An 18641-nucleotide genomic window follows, 5' to 3' on the forward strand; every position below is an offset into this window, starting at 1 on the left:
GGTTGGAGGAATAAAGATGACGGATTATTTGATTAAAGCGATGGCTTACGACGGAGAGATCCGCGCCTATGCTGCTGATACGACAGAAACAGTGAAAGAGGCACAAAGGCGCCATGATACATGGGCGACTGCATCCGCTGCTTTAGGACGGACGATGACAGCGACGGTTATGATGGGATCAATGTTGAAGATGAATAGTCGTGTAACGGTGAAGGTAGAAGGAAATGGTCCGTTAGGGGCAATCATTGTTGATACGGATGAAAAAGGTCACGTCCGAGGTTATGTAATGAATCCCCATGTCGATTTTGAAACGAATGAATTTGGTAAATTGGATGTAAAACGGGCAGTGGGTACGAAGGGGACCTTGACCGTCATTAAAGATTTAGGATTAAAAGAAAAATTTTCCGGTCAAGCTCCTCTCGTATCCGGAGAATTAGGAGAAGATTTCACATATTATTTTACAGTCTCTGAACAAATCCCATCGTCCGTTGGAGTGGGTGTTTTAGTCAATGTCGACCATTCGATCTTAGCCGCGGGAGGATTCATTATTCAAGTCATGCCCGGTGCTTCGGACGAAACGATTTCGGAAATTGAAAATCGGTTGAAAACGATGAAGCCCATTTCAAATTTAATTGCGGATGGAAGAACACCGGAAGAAATTTTAGAAGAGGTATTAGGAAAAGGGAATGTGAAAGTTTTAGAAAAAATTCCGGTTCAGTTTCAATGCACTTGTTCTAAAGAACGTTTTGGAAATGCCATCATCAGTTTAGGTGCAAAAGAAATAGAAAATATGATCGAAGAAGACGGAAAAGCGGAAGTTCGTTGCCATTTTTGCAATACGGTTTATTTATTTTCAAAAGAAGAATTGGAAAAACTGAAAAAACAAGCAAAATCGGTTACATGAATGAATAAATCGAAAAAAAAACCGTAAAAATTGACAGTGGACTTAAATTAAACATATGATAAAAGTAATCCAATAAATTTACTAGGAATTAGGAGGGGTTACAATGGTGCGCGCTGTCCACTCAGTGGCAGATCTCGTCGGAAAAACTCCAGTTGTTAAATTAAATCACGTCGTCGGTCCGGAATCGGCTGAAGTATATTTAAAATTGGAGTATTTTAATCCAGGAAGTAGTGTGAAAGATCGAATCGCCTTAGCGATGATCGAAGATGCGGAGAAAAAGGGAATATTGAAAAGGGGAGATACAATTATTGAGCCGACAAGTGGGAATACGGGGATCGGTTTGGCGATGATTGCTGCAGCGAAAGGATATAAAGCCGTTCTTGTTATGCCTGAAACGATGAGTATGGAACGGAGAAATCTTCTCAGGGCATACGGTGCTGATCTCGTTTTAACACCAGGCACGGAAGGAATGAAGGGTGCGATTAAAAAGGCGGAAGAGCTCGTAAAGGAAAAGGGTTATTTTATGCCACAACAATTTAATAATGAGGCAAATCCAGAAATTCACCGGCTTACGACGGGACCGGAAATTATCGAACAGATGGGCGATGAGCTCCATGGATTTGTGGCCGGAATCGGTACAGGCGGGACGATTACCGGAGCAGGATCCGTTTTAAAAGAAAAATATCCGGATATTAAAATTGTCGCTGTCGAGCCGAAGGATTCACCCGTTCTTTCAGGGGGAAAACCAGGTCCCCATAAAATTCAAGGAATTGGAGCTGGCTTTGTACCGAACGTGTTAAACACGAAAATATATGACGAAATTATTCAAGTAACGACGGAAGAAGCATTTGAAGCAGCACGAAAAGTGGCAAAATATGAAGGTATATTAGGAGGAATTTCTTCCGGATCTGCCATCTTTGCCACATTGAAATTAGCGGAACGGTTAGGAAAAGGGAAAAAAGTATTAGGAATCGTCCCGGATAATGGGGAACGTTATTTGAGCACTCCGTTGTATCACTTTGAAAAGTAGAAGCGATGGTCTTGATCGCTTCTTTTTTCTATGTGCAGCCGGCATGGATGTAATCTCTAGGGTGAAAGTCCCGAGCCACGAAGGCAGAAGTAGTGGTTAGCCTAACGCAAGGGTGTCAGTGGTGACGCGGAATCTGAAGGAAGCGAGCGGCAAACTGGGTCTCTCGGAACACGAACTTCATATAAGGCTAGATATCATTGAATGTGGTATGTTAACACTAAATTGGACAATTTTTTTAAGGTCCATCAACTAGCCACCATTGACTTTGCTATTGTTTGTGTTGTGGATTGTATGCAGGTTAGGCGAAAATAAAGCCTAAAGGGTAAATACAGTCTAAATCACCTCGAATTATTTCATACTGATCGAGACAGTGAATTTAAAAATCGTTTGATCGATCAAACGTTAGAAACGTTTGGTATCAAAAGATCTCTATGCGAAAAAGGAACCCCTCATGATAATGCAGTTGGGGAACAGTCTAAAGGTTACTGGCGAATTTCAAAAAGTCCCATATTACACAAAACCCTTGGAAACCCTATTGGAGTGACCAAGGGCTTAAAAGTCTACAAAAACGTTATGAATTTTTGCGTCATCTATCTTAATTGAACCGCCGTATACGGAATCGTACGTACGGTGGTGTGAGAGGACGGGGGTTAATCTCGCCCTCCTACTTGATTTATAAATACGATTGGTTTCATTGTATTTTCCCTTCTTTTTCCTTAGCGATTTTCCTTCAGTTTGTTAAAATGAACGGTAGGAATCTATTTAGGAGTGATATCATGGTTGTTTCTTCAAAAGGTTTTTCATTGGATTTTTCCAAAAAAACGTATGTAATGGGTATATTAAATGTAACACCCGATTCCTTTTCCGACGGGGGAAAATATTCGGAAATTGAAAAGGCAGTGAATCATAGTAAACAAATGGTCGCATCTGGAGCGGACATAATCGATATTGGAGGCGAATCAACTCGCCCAGGGTTTACACCGGTTTCTGCAGAAGAAGAAATAAGACGAGTGCTACCGACTATCACTGAGCTGGTTAAGGAAATTTCCCTACCCCTTTCCATCGATACATATAAGGCGGAAACGGCAAGGAAGGCGATCGAAGCAGGGGCACATATCATCAATGACATATGGGGTGCGAAAAAGGATCCGGAAATTGCTGATGTAGCAGCTCGATATGAAGTCCCTATTATTTTAATGCATAATCGGAAGGAACCGAATTACGACTCGTTTTTAAGGGATGTGATGTATGATTTATATGAAAGTATATCGATCGCTAAAAAAAAGGGCGTACCCGATGAGAACATTATTTTGGATCCGGGAATTGGTTTTGCAAAAACGTACGAACAAAATATCGAATTGATGAAAAATCTCGATAAAATTGTTGCATTCGGTTATCCCGTATTATTAGGAACTTCTAGGAAATCAATGATCGGAAAAACCCTCAATTTACCGGTGGAACAACGTTTGGAAGGAACGATTGCTACCGTTTGTTATGGCATTACAAAGGGTTGTTCGATTGTTCGAGTTCACGATGTAAAGGAAGTTTCTCGGGCCGTTCAAATGATGGACGTGCTGCAAGGAAAGGGAGAAATAAAGGGGTTTTAAAGCTTGTAAATTTTTTAACTGCTCCACTTCCGTAAGTTCGTGCTTTCGAGGTGAGAAATCGTATAAGATTTGTATAGGTTCATCTCTTGTAAATGATTCTTTTTAAAATTTGGGCAGGTGGTTGCATGGATCGCATTTATTTAACAGGAATGGAATTTTATGGGTATCATGGCGTTTTTCCAGAGGAAAACAAGTTAGGCCAACCTTTTATCATCGATTTAACGCTCGATTTAGATCTCCGTAAAGCTGGTGAAACGGACGATTTAACCTATACGGTTAATTATGGAAATATATTTTTAAAATGTAAACAAATCGTTGAAGGAAAAGCGTACAAATTAATTGAATCGGTTGCGGAAAAAATAGCTGAAACCCTTTTAGTTGACGAACCGTTGATCGAAAGTTGTACCGTTAAAGTGATGAAACCGAAGGCTCCGATTCCAGGTCGATTCCATTCAGCGGCAGTGGAAATTACTCGGACAAGAGAAGGAAAAAAATAAATCGTTTGGAAATCATTTTCCGACTATTATTTAAAGGAAGATGTTATAATGGAACAGATTGCATATTTGTCTTTAGGTTCTAATATCGGGCAGAGGGAACATTTTTTATCCCGTGCAATAGAACAATTGGAAGATACGAAAAAAATACAGGTTGTTGATTTTTCTTCCATTTATGAAACGGATCCAGTCGGTTATAAGGATCAATCGAATTTTTTGAATATGGTTATTGAAATACGTACCGAATTGACACCTGAACAATTATTAAATGAAAGTTTAATGATTGAAAAAAAACTAGGGAGAAAAAGGGAGATTCGGTTTGGTCCACGAACGATTGATATCGACGTATTGCTTTATAATCAAGAACTGATTCATACAGATCGTTTGATCGTACCTCACCCGCGAATGCATGAGAGATCCTTTGTTTTAATACCTTTGGTAGAAATTAACGGGTCGTTATATTTGCCAAATATCGACGTCTCGGTGAAAAAGCAAATGGAAATAGTCGGAGCAGAAGGGGTTCGGATATGGAGGAAAAAACAATCCGTGAATGTGTATGATCTTTTCAAAAATTAGAAGGTTACCAATTCAGCCCTCGACATACTTTCGTTAAAATAGTTCACATATAAAAAATATATTATGATTTTTAGATAATGGATACAAAAAAGAGATCTATTGAAGTCATGTTAGAAAGGGAAGGGGGATTTTATATGTTTCAAATCGGTAATATTCCTTTAAAAAACCGAGTCGTTTTAGCACCGATGGCAGGCATTTCCAACTCCGCCTTCCGCCTAACCGTTAAGGAATTCGGGGCTGGACTTGTCTATGCCGAAATGATTAGCGATAAAGGTATCGTGTATAAAAATGAAAAAACGTTAAATATGTTATATATCGATGAAAGGGAAAAACCGATTAGTCTACAAATTTTCGGAGGCGAGAAAGATTCTTTAGTCGAAGCAGCAAAATTTGTGGATAAAAATACAAATGCGGATATTATCGACATTAATATGGGTTGTCCGGTGAATAAAATCATCAAATGTGAAGCCGGAGCAAGGTGGTTATTAAACCCCGACAAAATTTACGATATGGTTTCCTACGTCGTCGAGGCCGTAGAAAAACCGGTGACTGTGAAAATGCGAATCGGCTGGGATGACGAGCATATATACGCTGTAGAAAATGCTCAAGCGGTTGAACGTGCGGGAGGTGCGGCTGTTGCCGTCCACGGACGTACCCGAGTGCAAATGTATGAAGGGACTGCAAATTGGGATATCATTCGGGATGTAAAACAAGCGGTAAACATTCCAGTTATTGGAAATGGGGACGTAAAAACCCCTCAAGATGCAAAACGAATGTTAGATGAAACAGGGGTCGACGGAGTGATGATCGGTCGGGCTGCTTTAGGTAATCCTTGGACCATCTATCGGACAGTGAAATATTTAGAGACTGGTGAATTGACCGGTGAGCCGACTGTCCGAGAAAAGATCGATGTATGTTTGCTTCATATGAAACGGTTAATCTCCTTGAAAGGTGAAAAGATTGCTATTAAAGAAATGAGGAAACATGCCGCATGGTATTTAAAAGGTATTCGTGGTAATGGGAAATACCGAAATTTAATCAATAACTGTGATACGAAGGAAGAACTTGAATCGATCTTACAACAACTAGTGGAAGAAAAGGAAAAGGAACAATACGCACATCAAATTTGACTGGAAGTTGCGAATTTGAATGGATCAGGTTAAATGACAACTCACCTATCCATTAATTAACACCCCCTTCAGACATATCAACCGGATGTTTCATAAATTTCAAAACTTCTATGATCCTTGTTTGACAATCAGATCCAAATTAACCTATAATTATCTTGATATCGACTACTGCCAGTATGTACTGGCAGTTTTCGTATATTAAAAACATATCTCAATTATACTATTTTTATTTTCAGGATAAATAATAAAGGTGGCGATGTATCGATGAATCATGATGAACTCAATGATCAGCTAATAGTTCGTCGCGAAAAGCTCGATCAGTTACGTGCTAAAGGTATTGATCCCTTTGGCCACCGTTTTGATAGAACTCATACAACAGAAGAGCTCTTTCAATTATACGGCGATCTCTCCAACGAAGAATTGGAACCGAAAAATATCCGAGTCCAATATGCCGGTCGAATTATGACAAAACGAGGAAAAGGTAAAGCTGGCTTTGCCCATGTGCAAGATCGAACAGGACAAATTCAGATTTATATTCGCCTCGATGCGGTTGGGGAAGATGCTTATGAACTTTTTAAAACAGCGGACTTAGGAGATATCATTGGGGTAACAGGTGTCGTTTTCAAAACGAAAGTCGGTGAATTGTCTATAAAAGTTGACGGTTTTGAATTATTAACAAAATCTTTACGACCCCTTCCTGACAAATTCCACGGATTGAAAGACGTGGAACAACGATATCGGCAACGATATTTGGATTTAATCGTGAATCCGGAAAGTAAACAAACATTTATTACAAGAAGTTTAATCATTCAATCGGTCCGTAGGTATTTGGATGAACACGGTTATTTGGAAGTGGAAACACCGATGATGCATTCGATACCCGGCGGTGCCGCAGCAAGACCTTTTATTACCCATCACAATGCCTTGGATTTGGATTTATATATGCGAATTGCCATCGAACTTCATTTGAAACGGCTAATTGTCGGTGGTTTGGAAAAGGTATATGAAATCGGCAGAGTTTTTAGAAATGAGGGCATATCCACAAGGCACAACCCCGAATTTACAATGCTTGAACTATATGAGGCATATTCGGACTTCAACGATATTATGAATTTAACGGAAAATTTAATTGCTCACGTGGCTAAAGAGGTTTTAGGTAAGACAAAAATACAGTACGGAGAATATGAGGTAGATTTGACGCCGAAATGGAAAAGGCTTCATATGGTAGATGCTATTAAAGAACATACGGGTGTCGATTTTTGGGAACATATGACCGATGAAAAAGCCCGTCAATTAGCGAAGGAACATAATGTTGAAATCAATGATACGATGCAGTTTGGTCACATTGTAAATGAATTTTTTGAACAAAAAGTAGAGGACCAGTTAATTCAACCAACCTTTGTTTATGGCCATCCTGTAGAAATATCCCCTCTAGCTAAGAAAAATGCGGAGGATCCCCGTTTTACTGATCGTTTTGAATTGTTCATCGTTGGCCGGGAACATGCAAATGCTTTTACGGAATTAAATGATCCAATTGACCAAAAGCAACGTTTTGAAGATCAATTGAAGGAACGAGCCCAAGGCAATGACGAAGCACATATGATGGATGAAGATTTTATCGAAGCATTGGAATATGGCATGCCTCCTACCGGTGGTTTAGGAATCGGTATCGACCGACTCGTTATGCTCTTGACCAATTCTCCATCCATTCGTGACGTATTGCTTTTCCCTCTTATGCGTCATAGATAGAGGGGAAATAAGCGGTACCCGATTTTGATATTATTCGGGTACCTTTCTTTTTAAATAGCATTTTAGATTAACAAATATGGAAAAATAAAGACAGAAAATATTTCAAATTTTAACCATGTTGTTTAAAATAATATACATGAATTTCTTAAAATTTTTTTGTTGCATTTCTCGGAAATTGGTGGTATAGTATTGAATGTTGACACGAGAAACAAAAAAGTTATTGACAACTGATTTAAAAGTTGTTAAAATAGAAAAGTCGCTCAAATGAAGAGTTGGCGAAGATTGAACCTTGAAAACTGAACAAGACGAAGCGTATTAATTTTGAGCAATCAAACTTTTTGGAGAGTTTGATCCTGGCTCAGGACGAACGCTGGCGGCGTGCCTAATACATGCAAGTCGAGCGAACTTTTAAGGGGCTTGCCCTTTAAAAGTTAGCGGCGGACGGGTGAGTAACACGTGGGTAACCTGCCTAGAAGATCGGGATAACTCGTGGAAACGCGAGCTAATACCGGATAGGTTCTTTCTTCGCATGGAGGAAGAAGGAAAGTCGGTTTTGCCGACGCTTCTAGATGGGCCCGCGGCGCATTAGCTAGTTGGTGGGGTAAAAGCCTACCAAGGCGACGATGCGTAGCCGACCTGAGAGGGTGATCGGCCACACTGGGACTGAGACACGGCCCAGACTCCTACGGGAGGCAGCAGTAGGGAATCTTCCGCAATGGACGAAAGTCTGACGGAGCAACGCCGCGTGAGCGAAGAAGGTCTTCGGATCGTAAAGCTCTGTTGTCGGGGAAGAACAAGTACGGTAGGAAATGATCGTACCTTGACGGTACCCGACGAGAAAGCCACGGCTAACTACGTGCCAGCAGCCGCGGTAATACGTAGGTGGCAAGCGTTGTCCGGAATTATTGGGCGTAAAGCGCGCGCAGGCGGTCCTTTAAGTCTGATGTGAAATCTTGCGGCTCAACCGCAAGCGGTCATTGGAAACTGGGGGGCTTGAGTGCAGAAGAGGAAAGCGGAATTCCACGTGTAGCGGTGAAATGCGTAGAGATGTGGAGGAACACCAGTGGCGAAGGCGGCTTTCTGGTCTGTAACTGACGCTGAGGCGCGAAAGCGTGGGGAGCAAACAGGATTAGATACCCTGGTAGTCCACGCCGTAAACGATGAGTGCTAAGTGTTAGAGGGTTTCCGCCCTTTAGTGCTGTAGCAAACGCATTAAGCACTCCGCCTGGGGAGTACGGTCGCAAGACTGAAACTCAAAGGAATTGACGGGGGCCCGCACAAGCGGTGGAGCATGTGGTTTAATTCGAAGCAACGCGAAGAACCTTACCAGGTCTTGACATCTCCTGCCAACCCGAGAGATCGGGCGTTCCCTTCGGGGACAGGATGACAGGTGGTGCATGGTTGTCGTCAGCTCGTGTCGTGAGATGTTGGGTTAAGTCCCGCAACGAGCGCAACCCTTGAGATTAGTTGCCAGCATTCAGTTGGGCACTCTAATCTGACTGCCGGCTAAAAGTCGGAGGAAGGTGGGGATGACGTCAAATCATCATGCCCCTTATGACCTGGGCTACACACGTGCTACAATGGATGGTACAGAGGGCAGCGAAACCGCGAGGTGAAGCGAATCCCAAAAAGCCATTCTCAGTTCGGATTGCAGGCTGCAACTCGCCTGCATGAAGCCGGAATCGCTAGTAATCGCAGATCAGCATGCTGCGGTGAATACGTTCCCGGGCCTTGTACACACCGCCCGTCACACCACGAGAGTTTGCAACACCCGAAGTCGGTGAGGCAACCCGCAAGGGGGCCAGCCGCCGAAGGTGGGGCAGATGATTGGGGTGAAGTCGTAACAAGGTAGCCGTATCGGAAGGTGCGGCTGGATCACCTCCTTTCTAAGGATAGTACATGAACGAATGACGCTTCGTCTTGTCAGTTTTGAGGGTTTAATCCCCTGAACAATTTTGGTGGTTAGGGGCCTGTAGCTCAGCTGGTTAGAGCGCACGCCTGATAAGCGTGAGGTCGATGGTTCAAGTCCATTCAGGCCCACCATAAAATCCATGCTTTTTATGGGGCCTTAGCTCAGCTGGGAGAGCGCCTGCTTTGCACGCAGGAGGTCAGCGGTTCGATCCCGCTAGGCTCCACATGAAGAAAAGATTTGTTCCTTGAAAATTAGATAAACGTAAGGCAAAACAAAACCGAGTAACGCGTTCAATTAGGTTAAGTTAGAAAGGGCGCACGGTGGATGCCTTGGCACTAGGAGCCGATGAAGGACGGGACAAACACCGATATGCTTCGGGGAGCTGTAAGTAAGCGTTGATCCGGAGATTTCCGAATGGGGAAACCCACTGTTCGTAATCGAACAGTATCCTTATTCGAAAGAATAAGGAGGGCAGACCCGGGGAACTGAAACATCTAAGTACCCGGAGGAAGAGAAAGCAAATGCGATTCCCTGAGTAGCGGCGAGCGAAACGGGAACAGCCCAAACCAAGGGGCTTGCCCCTTGGGGTTGTAGGACACTCAACACGGAGTTACAAAGGAACGGAGTAGATGAACCGGTCTGGAAAGGCCGGCCAGAGAAGGTAACAGCCCTGTAGTCGAAACTTCGTTTCCTCCTGAGTGGATCCTGAGTACGACGGGACACGGGAAATCCCGTCGGAAGCAGGGAGGACCATCTCCCAAGGCTAAATACTCCCTAGTGACCGATAGTGAACCAGTACCGTGAGGGAAAGGTGAAAAGCACCCCGGGAGGGGAGTGAAAGAGAACCTGAAACCGTGTGCCTACAAGTAGTCAGAGCACGATAATGTGTGATGGCGTGCCTTTTGTAGAATGAACCGGCGAGTTACGATCTCATGCGAGGTTAAGGGAAACCGGAGCCGTAGCGAAAGCGAGTCTGAATAGGGCGAAAGAGTATGAGGTCGTAGACCCGAAACCAGGTGATCTACCCATGTCCAGGGTGAAGGTAAGGTAACACTTACTGGAGGCCCGAACCCACGTACGTTGAAAAGTGCGGGGATGAGGTGTGGGTAGGGGTGAAATGCCAATCGAACTTGGAGATAGCTGGTTCTCTCCGAAATAGCTTTCGGGCTAGCCTCAAGCGAAGAGTCTTGGAGGTAGAGCACTGTTTGGACTAGGGGCCCTCATCGGGTTACCGAATTCAGATAAACTCCGAATGCCAACGACTTATGCTTGGGAGTCAGACTACGAGTGCTAAGATCCGTAGTCGAGAGGGAAACAGCCCAGACCGCCAGTTAAGGTCCCAAAGTATACGTTAAGTGGAAAAGGATGTGGAGTTGCCGAGACAACCAGGATGTTGGCTTAGAAGCAGCCATCATTTAAAGAGTGCGTAATAGCTCACTGGTCGAGTGACTCTGCGCCGAAAATGTACCGGGGCTAAACGTATCACCGAAACTGCGGATGGACACTTGCGTGTCCGTGGTAGGAGAGCGTTCTAAGGGCATCGAAGCCGGACCGGAAGGACCGGTGGAGCGCTTAGAAGTGAGAATGCCGGTATGAGTAGCGAAAGAAGGGTGAGAATCCCTTCCACCGAATGCCTAAGGTTTCCTGAGGAAGGCTCGTCCGCTCAGGGTTAGTCGGGACCTAAGCCGAGGCCGACAGGCGTAGGCGATGGACAACAGGTTGATATTCCTGTACCACCTAGGATCCGTTTGAGCAATGGAGGGACACAGGAGGATAGGGAAAGCGCGGTGATGGATATCCGCGTCCAAGCAGCAAGATGGAGGAAGAGGCAAATCCTTTTCCTCACACATCAAGCTGTGATGGGGAGGGAAATGAAGTACCGAAGTTCCCGATTTCACACTGTCGAGAAAAGCTTCTAGCGAGGATTCGGGTGCCCGTACCGTAAACCGACACAGGTAGGCGAGGAGAGAATCCTAAGGTGAGCGAGAGAACTCTCGTTAAGGAACTCGGCAAAATGACCCCGTAACTTCGGGAGAAGGGGTGCTTTTTGGGGTGCATAGCCCTGAAAAGCCGCAGTGAATAGGCCCAGGCGACTGTTTAGCAAAAACACAGGTCTCTGCAAAGCCGTAAGGCGAAGTATAGGGGCTGACGCCTGCCCGGTGCTGGAAGGTTAAAAGGAGAGGTTAGTGGCAACACGAAGCTTCGAATTGAAGCCCCAGTAAACGGCGGCCGTAACTATAACGGTCCTAAGGTAGCGAAATTCCTTGTCGGGTAAGTTCCGACCCGCACGAAAGGCGTAACGATCTGGGCACTGTCTCAACGAGAGACTCGGTGAAATTATAGTACCTGTGAAGATGCAGGTTACCCGCGACAGGACGGAAAGACCCCGTGGAGCTTTACTGTAGCCTGATATTGAATTTCGGTGCAGCTTGTACAGGATAGGTAGGAGCCGTGGAAGTGGGAGCGCCAGCTTCCATGGAGGCGTCGTTGGGATACTACCCTGGCTGTATTGAAATTCTAACCCGCGAAGTGGAATCGCTTCGGGAGACAGTGTCAGGTGGGCAGTTTGACTGGGGCGGTCGCCTCCTAAAAGGTAACGGAGGCGCCCAAAGGTTCCCTCAGAATGGTTGGAAATCATTCGCAGAGTGTAAAGGCATAAGGGAGCTTGACTGCGAGACGGACAGGTCGAGCAGGGACGAAAGTCGGGCTTAGTGATCCGGTGGTTCCGTATGGAAGGGCCATCGCTCAACGGATAAAAGCTACCCCGGGGATAACAGGCTTATCTCCCCCAAGAGTCCACATCGACGGGGAGGTTTGGCACCTCGATGTCGGCTCATCGCATCCTGGGGCTGTAGTCGGTCCCAAGGGTTGGGCTGTTCGCCCATTAAAGCGGTACGCGAGCTGGGTTCAGAACGTCGTGAGACAGTTCGGTCCCTATCCGTCGCGGGCGTAGGAAATTTGAGAGGAGCTGTCCCTAGTACGAGAGGACCGGGATGGACGCACCGCTGGTGTACCAGTTGTCCCGCCAGGGGCATCGCTGGGTAGCTATGTGCGGAAGGGATAAGTGCTGAAAGCATCTAAGCATGAAGCCCCCCTCAAGATGAGATTTCCCATATAGCTTCGGCTATAGTAAGAACCCTCGAAGATGACGAGGTTGATAGGTCCGAGGTGGAAGCACGGTGACGTGTGGAGCTGACGGATACTAATCGTTCGAGGACTTAACCTAATTGAAAGTCGAACTAGACAATTGAGCGCATGCGGCTGTTGCCTTATGTTATCTAATTTTGAGGGAATAAATATTCCTTGAATATAATACATCATACATCGTCCGGTGACGATGGCGAGAAGGTCACACCCGTTCCCATCCCGAACACGGAAGTTAAGCTTCTCAGCGCCGATGGTAGTTGGGGGTATCCCCTGCGAGAGTAGGACGTCGCCGGGCAAATGAAAGGGCAGTCTCAATTGACTGCTCTTTTTCTATTGGTCACATTTTAGAGATGGATCAAATGGAGATTTATAGCTCTATATTTAATGTGGTGGTCATGCACGGGTTCAAATTTTATTATCAGATAAGTATAAAGAAATTGGGATTCATGTGGAATAAAAGGAGTATTCCTCAAAAGGTACAGGCCATCATGCGAAAGCGCGACAGCCTGTACCTTAATATTTGACAAAGAACCAAAAATTATAAAAAGATAAGAAATCATACTTTTTTTCTCTAATCGTCTGACTAGGGAATAGTTTGATTACAGGGGGAGAAGAAAGTTCTTTCCTCATTCTGAAATATTTTTTAGGGATTAAAAAGATATACATGTCAAGTTTTTGATTCAGGGGAAAGTTAGTTGATTTGCAAAATAAATTATATAAACAACGGTTTCAAATGGGAAGAAAAAGAAAATGAGATGAATAAAAAGACATTAGCTGATTACCTGGGCGGGAAGATCACCTGTTTTCGCATAAATGTTTTCCATATAGGCAAATATAAAAACCCTCTACTTATTAAGTTTTTATCAATATCGAAAAATTAGTCTTCGTCATACATTTGTTGTCTGCATTTTTACCTTATATTTTTATTTATGGATTGTAAGTGGAATTATTGAAAAAAATCATTGTAATCGACGGTTTTATGAAAACAAGGACAGGTCGATGAAGGTCGCTAGAAAGGAACGTTCACCATATAATAATATTGAGATTCCATCGTTTATAATTATGTAAGTAATGATAAGTTTTTTCTATTCAAGATTTGATTTTCCTATATATCTTAAATGTAATCTAGATTTTTAAATGGGAAATCATATATTTCTGGTTTAGTAAAATAGTGAGTGGGAAAAATAAATATGATGATTTAATCAAGTTAAAAAAATATCAGTTGGATTGAATTGTGGAGTGAGAAATAGTTTTCGTTGTTTATAAAATATGAATTTTAAAGATGAAACAATCTGTTTGTAACATTTCTCGATCAAAAAATAGCTATGTAAAAAAATTACGATCATTTGAAACGGTGGGATTATGTTATTTAATTTTTAAAAATCTGTGCTAAAAAATGTAAATGGAATAAAGCTTCTTCTAGAGTTACGATGATTGCGTTAAGTAAAAAAACAATATATAATAAATATACTAAAGTCAAATATAGTCAAAGTCAAATAAGGAGGGAGGAACATGAGAAATATTTCCGATATTATTGAAGACTATTTGAAGCGAGTTCTAGAGACAAGCGATGATGAAATTGTTGAAATAAAAAGAAGTGAAATCGCTAATAAATTTCAATGTGTTCCTTCGCAAATCAACTACGTCATCAATACTCGTTTTACGATTGAACGGGGATATATTGTTGAGAGTAAACGCGGCGGCGGGGGTTATATTCGAATCATCAAAGTACGAACAAATGATGATATTCATTTAATTGATCATATTTTAGATTTAATTGGAAATGAGTTGTCACAATCCGTTGCTGTTGATATCATTAATCGGCTAGCTGAGGAGGAAGTAATAACAGAAAGAGAAGCAAAAATTATGATGAGTATAATGGAGAGAAATGTAATAGGCATTAATCTTCCTGAACGGGATTATTTAAGGGCGAGATTATTAAAGTCGATGTTAACGACATTAAAGTATGTTTAACACTCCCTTTTTATTTCCAGTTTAAGCGAGGTGAATGATATGTTGTGTGAAGAATGTCAAATGAGGCCGGCAACCTTACATTTTACAAAAATCATCAATGGAGAAAAAACAGAAATTCATTTATGTGAGCAATGTGCACAGGAAAAGGGAAATTTATTTTTTATGAACCAATCGCCGGGTTTGACAATCAATAATTTGCTAGCGGGATTATTTAATGTTCATCCTAATTTTAATCAAACACAACAGGAAGCGGTGCAACATAATGAATTATTGCAATGTAATGAGTGTGGGATGACTTTTTCCCGATTTTTAAAAGTTGGTAAGTTTGGCTGTCCAAATTGTTATTTAACATTCCATGATCAATTAACACCCATTTTAAAACGTCTACACGGCGGAAATTGGAAACACAGTGGGAAAATACCAAAAAGGGCCGGTGGATCATTATATATAAAGAAAAAGATCGATATTTTAAAGGAAACATTACAAACTTTAATCGAAAAAGAAGAATTTGAAAAAGCTGCTGAAATTCGAGACGAAATTCGAATGTACGAAAGGCAATTGCAAGAGGGGGAAGCATAATGTCCATTGAAAAATTTTTAAATCAGTCTCTTAGCAATTGGATGAATGGAGAAGGTCCCCACTCTGATATCGTTTTAACATCTCGAATTCGATTGGCTAGAAATTTAAAGGACTTTTTGTTTCCAACTGTTTTTTCCCAAGAGGACTCCAAAAGGGTATTGGAATATATTGAAAAAATTATTCCATTTTTGAACGAATATCCATTGAAAAACATTGAATTGTTGAAAATGGATCAGTTGCAAGAACTACAAAAACAAGTATTAGTTGAAAAACATTTAATTAGCCCGAATTTAGCAAAAGAATCATTAAACGGAGCATGCCTTTTGTCGGAAAATGAAAACATTAGTATTATGATTAACGAAGAAGATCATATTCGAATTCAAGTATTATTGTCTGGTCTGCAGTTGGAAAGGGCTTTGGAAATTGCGAATATGGTCGATGATCAAATCGAAAAGCAAGTTGATTATGCATATAATGAAGTCTATGGCTATTTAACTAGTTGTCCAACAAATGTGGGAACAGGATTAAGGGCATCGGTCATGATGCATCTTCCTGGGCTCGTTATGACCCAACAGATGAGCCAGTTGATTCCGTCCATCAATCAATTGGGGCTTGTGGTCAGGGGAATATATGGTGAAGGAAGTGAAGCGTTAGGTAATATCTTTCAAATATCGAATCAAATTACGCTAGGAAAATCTGAGCAAGATGTTCTTTTTGATTTAAACGGGGTTGTAGAACAAATTATATCCCAAGAAAGGGCTGCCCGAGAAACGATTCGAAAAACTTCAGAGGTTCAATTGGAAGATAAAGTGTTTCGCTCCCTTGGTGTTTTAACAAATTGTCGTATTATTGAGTCAAAGGAAGCTGCACAATGTTTATCCGATGTGAGAATGGGAATTGATATGGGATACATTAAAAATATATCGAAAACAATTTTAAATGAGTTAATGATTTTAACCCAACCTGGATTCCTACAGCAATATGCTGGTGGACCTCTTCGTCCTTTCGATAGGGATGTAAGAAGAGCGAAGTTAATACGGGAACGACTGTTTTTAGAAAGAAATAAATAAGGTAAAAAGGAGGTTTTCATTATGCTGTTTGGCCGTTTTACAGAAAGGGCTCAAAAAGTGTTGGCCCTATCCCAGGAAGAAGCCATACGATTAAAACATCCCAATGTAGGTACGGAACATATATTGTTAGGATTAGTTAGGGAAGGGGAAGGGATTGCAGCAAAGGCTTTATCTAGTCTCGGATTAACTTCTGAAAAAATCCAACAAGAAGTGGAAAATTTAATTGGCATCGGAAAAGAACAAATCCCATCACCTTCTTACACTCCACGGGCAAAAAAGGTGATCGAATTATCGATGGATGAAGCGAGAAAATTAGGACATTCATATGTAGGTACGGAACATATATTGCTCGGTTTAATTCGGGAGGGGGAAGGAGTTGCCGCCCGGGTGTTAAGTAATTTAGGCGTTAGCTTGAATAAAGCCCGCCAACAAGTATTGCAATTACTCGGAAACAATGAAACGAACAGCAATGCTGCCAATGGTTCGACAAATGTTAATACCCCTACTTTAGATAGTTTAGCGCGAGATATGACACAAATTGCAAGAGAAGGAAGTCTAGATCCTGTCATTGGCAGGGAAAAGGAAATTCAACGGGTTATTGAAGTTTTGAGTAGACGAACGAAAAACAACCCCGTTTTAATCGGTGAACCTGGTGTAGGAAAAACGGCCATTGCTGAAGGACTCGCCCAACAGATTGTCAATAATGAAGTACCGGAAATTTTGCGGAATAAACGGGTTATGACGTTAGATATGGGTACGGTCGTTGCAGGGACGAAATATCGTGGTGAATTTGAAGATCGTTTAAAAAAGGTAATGGATGAAATTCGACAGGCGGGAAATATCATTTTATTTATCGATGAATTGCATACGTTAATCGGAGCAGGTGGAGCAGAAGGGGCGATCGACGCTTCAAATATTTTGAAACCATCCCTTGCAAGGGGTGAACTCCAATGTATCGGAGCGACAACATTAGATGAATATCGAAAATATATTGAAAAGGATGCAGCCCTTGAAAGACGTTTTCAACCGATTATGGTAGATGAACCATCGGTGGATGAAACGATTCAAATTTTAAAAGGTCTTAGGGATCGTTATGAAGCCCATCATCGTGTGGCAATTACAGACGAAGCAATTGATGCTGCTGTAAAACTTTCCGACCGTTATATCTCCGACCGATTTTTACCAGACAAAGCAATCGATTTAATCGATGAAGCGGGTTCGAAGGTTCGCCTTAGAAGTTTTACGACCCCACCGAACTTAAAGGAATTGGAAGTAAAACTCGAAACGGTGAGAAAGGAAAAGGACGCTGCAGTTCAAAGCCAAGAATTTGAAAAAGCCGCATCTCTCCGTGATATGGAGCAGAGACTTCGCGAACAACTAGAGGAAACGAAAAAAAGCTGGAAAGAAAAACAAGGAAAGGAAAACAGCAAAGTAACAATTGAAGATATTGCAACGGTTGTTTCCAGTTGGACCGGTATACCTGTTTCAAAACTTGCTGAAACAGAAGCAGAAAAATTATTGAAATTGGAAGAAATCCTCCATTCGAGGGTGATTGGTCAAGACGAAGCTGTTAAAGCCGTCGCAAAAGCTGTCCGTAGAGCAAGAGCAGGCCTGAAAGATCCGAAACGACCGATTGGATCATTTATTTTCCTCGGACCAACCGGAGTAGGAAAAACCGAATTAGCTCGGGCGTTGGCGGAAGCGATGTTCGGTGAAGAAGATGCAATGATTCGCATCGATATGTCAGAATATATGGAGAAACATTCGACCTCAAGATTAGTCGGTTCCCCTCCTGGATATGTCGGTTATGATGAAGGTGGACAATTAACAGAAAAGATTCGAAGAAAACCATATTCGGTAATTCTCTTCGATGAAATTGAAAAAGCCCATCCCGATGTGTTTAATATATTGCTTCAAGTTTTAGAAGATGGGCGATTGACGGATTCAAAAGGAAGAACGGTTGATTTTCGAAATACGATTTTGATTATGACTTCTAATGTTGGTGCGGAAGCGTTAAAACGGAATAAAAATTTAGGATTTAATATTCAAGATGGTAAGTCTGATTATAAAGATATGAAAGGCAGAGTATTGGAAGAGCTGAAAAGGGAATTCCGACCTGAGTTTTTAAATCGAATTGATGAAATTATCGTATTCCATGCTTTAGAAAAAAAACATTTACAAAATATCGTTTCACTGCTTTCACAAAATTTAATCAATCGGTTAAAAGAGCAAAACATCGAATTGGAACTTTCTGATAAAGTGAAAGAAAAAATAACAGATCTTGGATATGATCCCGATTATGGGGCTCGACCATTACGCCGCGCTATTCAAAAACATATCGAAGATCTTCTCTCCGAAGAACTATTGAAAAAGAATATCATCCCAGGTCAAAAAGTATTAATTGATGTTGAAAATGGGCAATTTATTGTAAAAACAAATGTATACTCTTAATTTTGTCAAACGATGGGC

Annotated in this window: 11 protein-coding genes, 2 tRNA genes, 3 rRNA genes and 1 pseudogene; all 17 read left to right on the forward strand. The window is 42.0% G+C overall.

The genetic code is table 11. The features are described from left to right. The first annotated feature begins 16 nt into the window (after window positions 1-16). The 17 genes and pseudogenes from hslO (at window position 17) to clpC (ending at window position 18623) form a co-directional block, all read left to right on the forward strand. Window positions 17-904, forward strand: a complete 888-nt coding sequence (gene hslO, locus OE105_RS12525; protein WP_275420498.1) for an Hsp33 family molecular chaperone HslO — start codon at window positions 17-19, stop codon at window positions 902-904. 103 nt (window positions 905-1007) lie between these two features. Then, window positions 1008-1934, forward strand: a complete 927-nt coding sequence (gene cysK / locus OE105_RS12530) for a cysteine synthase A (protein WP_275420499.1) — start codon at window positions 1008-1010, stop codon at window positions 1932-1934. Window positions 1935-2258: 324 nt separating this feature from the next. Then, window positions 2259-2405 (forward strand): annotated as a pseudogene (locus tag OE105_RS12535) (IS3-like element IS655 family transposase); the annotation flags it as partial. Window positions 2406-2710: 305 nt separating this feature from the next. After that, entirely contained in the window at window positions 2711-3541 is an 831-nt protein-coding gene (gene folP, locus OE105_RS12540) for a dihydropteroate synthase (protein WP_275420500.1), read from the forward strand. 125 nt (window positions 3542-3666) lie between these two features. Next, a complete protein-coding gene (folB, locus tag OE105_RS12545) occupies window positions 3667-4038 on the forward strand; it encodes a dihydroneopterin aldolase (protein ID WP_275420501.1) in 372 nt (123 codons plus the stop codon). Window positions 4039-4086: 48 nt separating this feature from the next. Further along, window positions 4087-4611, forward strand: coding sequence for a 2-amino-4-hydroxy-6-hydroxymethyldihydropteridine diphosphokinase (gene folK, locus OE105_RS12550; RefSeq protein ID WP_275420502.1), 525 nt, complete (start codon window positions 4087-4089; stop codon window positions 4609-4611). 134 nt (window positions 4612-4745) lie between these two features. Then, entirely contained in the window at window positions 4746-5741 is a 996-nt protein-coding gene (gene dusB / locus OE105_RS12555; protein ID WP_275420503.1) for a tRNA dihydrouridine synthase DusB, read from the forward strand. 264 nt (window positions 5742-6005) lie between these two features. After that, complete coding sequence (gene lysS / locus OE105_RS12560) at window positions 6006-7490, forward strand: lysine--tRNA ligase (RefSeq protein WP_275420504.1); 1485 nt, start codon at window positions 6006-6008, stop codon at window positions 7488-7490. A gap of 335 nt (window positions 7491-7825) precedes the next feature. After that, window positions 7826-9376: ribosomal RNA gene (locus tag OE105_RS12565) — 16S ribosomal RNA — on the forward strand. Window positions 9377-9456: 80 nt separating this feature from the next. Next, window positions 9457-9533, forward strand: a tRNA-Ile gene (locus tag OE105_RS12570). Between the two features lie 19 nt (window positions 9534-9552). Then, window positions 9553-9625 (forward strand) — tRNA-Ala (locus tag OE105_RS12575). 74 nt (window positions 9626-9699) lie between these two features. Next, window positions 9700-12628, forward strand: a 23S ribosomal RNA gene (locus tag OE105_RS12580). 101 nt (window positions 12629-12729) lie between these two features. After that, window positions 12730-12844, forward strand: a 5S ribosomal RNA gene (gene rrf, locus OE105_RS12585). Together the 16S, 23S and 5S rRNA genes with 2 tRNA genes alongside form the textbook arrangement of a ribosomal RNA operon. Window positions 12845-14061: 1217 nt before the next feature. Continuing rightward, on the forward strand, window positions 14062-14523 hold the full coding sequence (locus OE105_RS12590) for a CtsR family transcriptional regulator (protein ID WP_275420505.1): 462 nt from the start codon (window positions 14062-14064) through the stop codon (window positions 14521-14523). 39 nt (window positions 14524-14562) lie between these two features. Next, complete coding sequence (locus tag OE105_RS12595) at window positions 14563-15102, forward strand: protein-arginine kinase activator protein McsA (protein WP_275420506.1); 540 nt, start codon at window positions 14563-14565, stop codon at window positions 15100-15102. Beyond that, entirely contained in the window at window positions 15102-16172 is a 1071-nt protein-coding gene (locus OE105_RS12600) for a protein-arginine kinase McsB (RefSeq protein ID WP_275420507.1), read from the forward strand. Before OE105_RS12595 ends, OE105_RS12600 begins: the two co-directional genes overlap by 1 nt. 21 nt (window positions 16173-16193) lie before the next feature. Next, complete coding sequence (gene clpC / locus OE105_RS12605; RefSeq protein WP_275420508.1) at window positions 16194-18623, forward strand: ATP-dependent protease ATP-binding subunit ClpC; 2430 nt, start codon at window positions 16194-16196, stop codon at window positions 18621-18623. Window positions 18624-18641: the final 18 nt, after the last annotated feature.

It is taken from the genome of Fervidibacillus halotolerans, from assembly GCF_026547205.1.
Lineage (GTDB): Bacteria > Bacillota > Bacilli > Bacillales > Caldibacillaceae > Fervidibacillus > Fervidibacillus halotolerans.